The 3,578-nt window shown below is 45.4% G+C and carries 2 protein-coding genes, 2 rRNA genes and 2 pseudogenes; 2 read left to right on the top strand and 4 right to left on the bottom strand.

Annotated elements, in window-relative coordinates:
* Nucleotides 1-91, bottom strand: a 5S ribosomal RNA gene (gene rrf, locus A3EQ_RS0114325); the annotation flags it as partial.
* Between the two features lie 196 nt (nucleotides 92-287).
* Here rrf (A3EQ_RS0114325) and A3EQ_RS23230 point away from each other — a divergent pair.
* Nucleotides 288-828 (top strand): annotated as a pseudogene (locus A3EQ_RS23230) (transposase).
* A 108-nt stretch (nucleotides 829-936) separates the two neighbouring features.
* Here A3EQ_RS23230 and A3EQ_RS0114335 read toward each other — a convergent pair.
* The gene (locus A3EQ_RS0114335; RefSeq protein ID WP_020155868.1) at nucleotides 937-1,446 is read right to left on the bottom strand and encodes a hypothetical protein; all 510 of its coding nucleotides are present in this window, start codon (nucleotides 1,444-1,446) and stop codon (nucleotides 937-939) included.
* 187 nt (nucleotides 1,447-1,633) lie between these two features.
* On the bottom strand, nucleotides 1,634-1,969 hold the full coding sequence (locus A3EQ_RS23235; RefSeq protein WP_020155869.1) for a UPF0236 family transposase-like protein: 336 nt from the start codon (nucleotides 1,967-1,969) through the stop codon (nucleotides 1,634-1,636).
* A 147-nt stretch (nucleotides 1,970-2,116) separates the two neighbouring features.
* Here A3EQ_RS23235 and A3EQ_RS22265 point away from each other — a divergent pair.
* A pseudogene (locus A3EQ_RS22265) lies at nucleotides 2,117-3,330 on the top strand (ISL3 family transposase).
* 157 nt (nucleotides 3,331-3,487) lie between these two features.
* Here A3EQ_RS22265 and rrf (A3EQ_RS21805) read toward each other — a convergent pair.
* A 5S ribosomal RNA gene (rrf, locus tag A3EQ_RS21805) occupies nucleotides 3,488-3,578 on the bottom strand; the annotation flags it as partial.

Raw genomic sequence — 3,578 nt, forward strand, 5'->3', positions numbered from 1 at the left:
GGGTCGCCCCCCAACTACCATCGGCGCTGAGAAGCTTAACTTCCGTGTTCGGGATGGGAACGGGTGTTTCCTTCTCGCCATTGTCACCGGACATCATTTATTATACCAATTTTCTCTCCCTTTTCAACTATCTTTTCATATTTTTTTATCGGGGTTAGTTGTAAAATTAAATGCAACAAAAAATATGTAAAAGCCATAGATAAACCGTGTAAGATTTCCCGCGTCACAACCACAATCAAACGGAGGGTTTATCTCTGGCTCCTATCCAGTCTGACACAAAAAAGCGCATGTTTAAACACCTGACTGCGTTTGATCGCGGTAAAATCGCGGCATTGCGGGCTGCCGGTAACGCTTTACAGATTATAGCCGATGAAATTGGCCGCCATAAAAGCACGATTAGCCGTGAATTGAAACGTGGAACGGTCACCCAAATGAAATCAGATCTGACATTCTATCAGGCCCACTTCCTAGAAACCGCGCAAATCCGCTATGAAGAAAAACGGCAAAACTGTGGCGCCAAATTGAAATTGGATGAGGTCATTGCTTTTATCAAATATGCCGAAGCCCGAATTTGCCGACCCACGCCGTGAAAGACGTAGAGACCGAAATCTACTTCACCCATCCGTATTCCTCTTTCCAAAGGGGGACAAACGAACAGCACAACGGTCTGATCCGTCGGTTCATACCGAAGGGAAAGGCCATCACTTTCGTTTCCGATGACACTATCACCTGTGCAGAACAATGGGGTAATCAACTTCCGCGGAAGATTTTGGATGACAGAACCCCGAAGAATGCTTCCAGGAGGAGCTATCCCGATTGTCCGCCTGAGTTACGCAGAAGATCCGAAAGGACTTCAAGTGGCACTTTTCATCTATTATAGCTAGAATCAATCAAAAGCGGCTTTCCGGGGAAAACATACCCGCATCCGCCTTCTCATCAATCATTGTTGGAATTAATCGCATTAAAGATCCTTAATAGCATTTCCTTTTCATCGACCTTTTCCTTTTCATCATTCGGCAATTCAAAGCCCCAGCCTATTCTTGTCCCGTCGTCCAAATTTTTAAATCCTTGAACGTATGGGGAATTTTCATACTTGGCCATATCGATGGTCATTCCTTCCACCGTAAAGGCGAAGTATTTAAAATCGTCGGCCCCATAAAAGAAAACGGGATATTTTACCGATTGGAAAAACGGAACGTATTTATCCTGATCAGCTTCCGGAAAAGCGCTCCTGGTTATGATTAAAGCATCGTACCGGGTGTCGCTTTGATCCAAATCAGCCAATGCTACATAATCGTAAACAATATTCTGAAACCGAGGAAGTTTTTTATCTCCCGCCACGGCAATTTCCAATGGTTCCCCCTCATAACGATAAATTTCTTTTTTTGTGCAGCCACAGAACATAAAAAATGTAACAATCAGAATAAATACCACATGTTTATTCACATTTGTTTACCTCCTAAAACTAAATTATATGTTAGTGAGATCTTTATATTATTAAAATATTCTAAAGTTAGTTTGGTGTTCAACAGAATCTATTGCGAAGTTTCGGCCAAGCGTATGTAGGCATTTTTTTGGACTCGTGAAAAAATAGAAACGAATACATGGTTTTGGTTCGTTTCTTGGCGAAATATTAGTTAGCGTTTTCAAAATCAGCCAATTTCATGCACGGGCCTTTTTTCTTTGCCTTTTTGTACGGAATTTTGCATCTTGTGGCTTCTCCAACCGTGCTTCCTATTGGAGTATCAGTGCCTCCAGCCTTTCCTCCTGAGCTTTTTCTCCTAATGTGCCTACTTGATTGTTTAATTCGGTGACAGTTTTTGCCTTTAAAAGATTCAAGCGCCTTTCGCATTTCCAGATAACGCTGATGGTTCCGAAATAGACCTCGAATCTTCCGGGCCAAATGGAAACGGTCAAAATAGAAGAAGGCCCGGGGTTTAAAAATTATCCCGGCAAGCCGTGATTCCATCCGGCGCCGTCTTCTTTGATCACTAATTTATAGAGGCTCTATACGATTTGTTGGGGTTTAGAAACAATTCAAAAAATAAGACACGTGGGCTCCGATTTCTTTTATACCGGATCTGGTCAACCAACAAAGAAAGGAGCCACGTGCCAATTGAATCGTAACCTATTTCTCCCCGGTTTGAAAGATGTGAAAATCAACAAAGTGGAAACCTGTGAACATTCGATTCACTTTTACTTCGAAATGCCTGTGAAGCCCCACCGCTGCCCCCGCTGCGGTACGGAAGGGAGAAAAATCCACGACTACCGCATTCAAAAGATTCGGCATTTCAAATGGTTTGAGCGGCCGACGGTTCTTTTTTACAGAAAAAGAAGATATGCCTGCCAAACATGCGGAAAACGGTTCGTGGAAGAAAATCCGTTCGTTGAGCGATATCAGCGGTTTTCCAAAGAGTGGAACCAGGCCGTGAATGTGCGAAGCATTCATGCCAAAACGTTCGAAGACCTGGCTTTCCAGTTTGGGGCCTCGGTTTCGACGGTGATCCGGCGTTTTGATGCGGTGGCAAAAAAGGAATTGCAAGATCATCCCGAATTGCCGAAAGTGATCGCCATCGATGAATAGAAAGGGGACACGCGCGCCGGAAAGTACCAGGTGATCATCGCCGACGGCCAAACGGGAGAACCGCAGGATTTTGCCCAATCGGAAGAAGAAAACCATCAGCCGTTACTTGAAAAAGTATGGGGCCCAGGTGGAAACGGTCATTATGGACATGAGCCATTCCTTTAAGCTGGTCGTGCGGGAGGCGCTGGACCGCCCCTTGATCATCGCGGATCGGTTTCATGATTGCCGGTATGTGTATTGGGCGCTGGATCAGGTGAGAAGGAACGAAAAGGCCGCATGGAGTGAGTATGACCGGAAGAAATGCAAGCGGATGAGGCGGATCTTTTATAAAAAGAAGGAGGAACTAAGCGCAAAGGAACGCTGGTATTTCAACCGATACCTCCAGAAGTCGGAGGCGCTGAAGAAAGCCTATGAACGGAAAGAGGTCTTTTGCCGTTGGCTGGAGCTGGCCAAAGATAATGGGGAGGAAGGCATCCTTCAAACCAAGGAAGAATTGCATCAATTTTATCGACGGGTCGAAGAGTCAGGGATTGAAGCGTTTCAACGCTGTGTTCCGACTTTGAGGAATTGGGAAATGGAAATCCTGAACAGTTTTATTTTTGGCTGCACGAATGGCTTTTTGGAAGGGATCAATAACCACACGAAAGTGATGAAGCGAAATGCGTATGGATTCCGGAACTTCGAGCGCAAGGGCGAGGATCCTGCTTACATACAAGTATAAAAGAATCGGGGTCCATGTGGGGTAAGGCCGCAGGCCCCCACCCCAACATTTACAAAGGACCGGTTTTTAAATCATTGTTGATCCCAAATAGAAGATAATACATCCAATCGAAAGCAAAGAAAAGCCCTTTGTTCCTTGACTCATATAGCAAAAATCCCGCCGTAAAGGCGGGATTTTCGGCTGCCCGGCAACGACCTACTCTCGCAGGGGGTCGCCCCCCAACTACCATCGGCGCTGAGAAGCTTAACTTCCGTGTTCGGGATGGGAACGGGT

The sequence above is a fragment of the Caldibacillus debilis DSM 16016 genome (assembly GCF_000383875.1).
Classification (GTDB): domain Bacteria; phylum Bacillota; class Bacilli; order Bacillales; family Caldibacillaceae; genus Caldibacillus; species Caldibacillus debilis.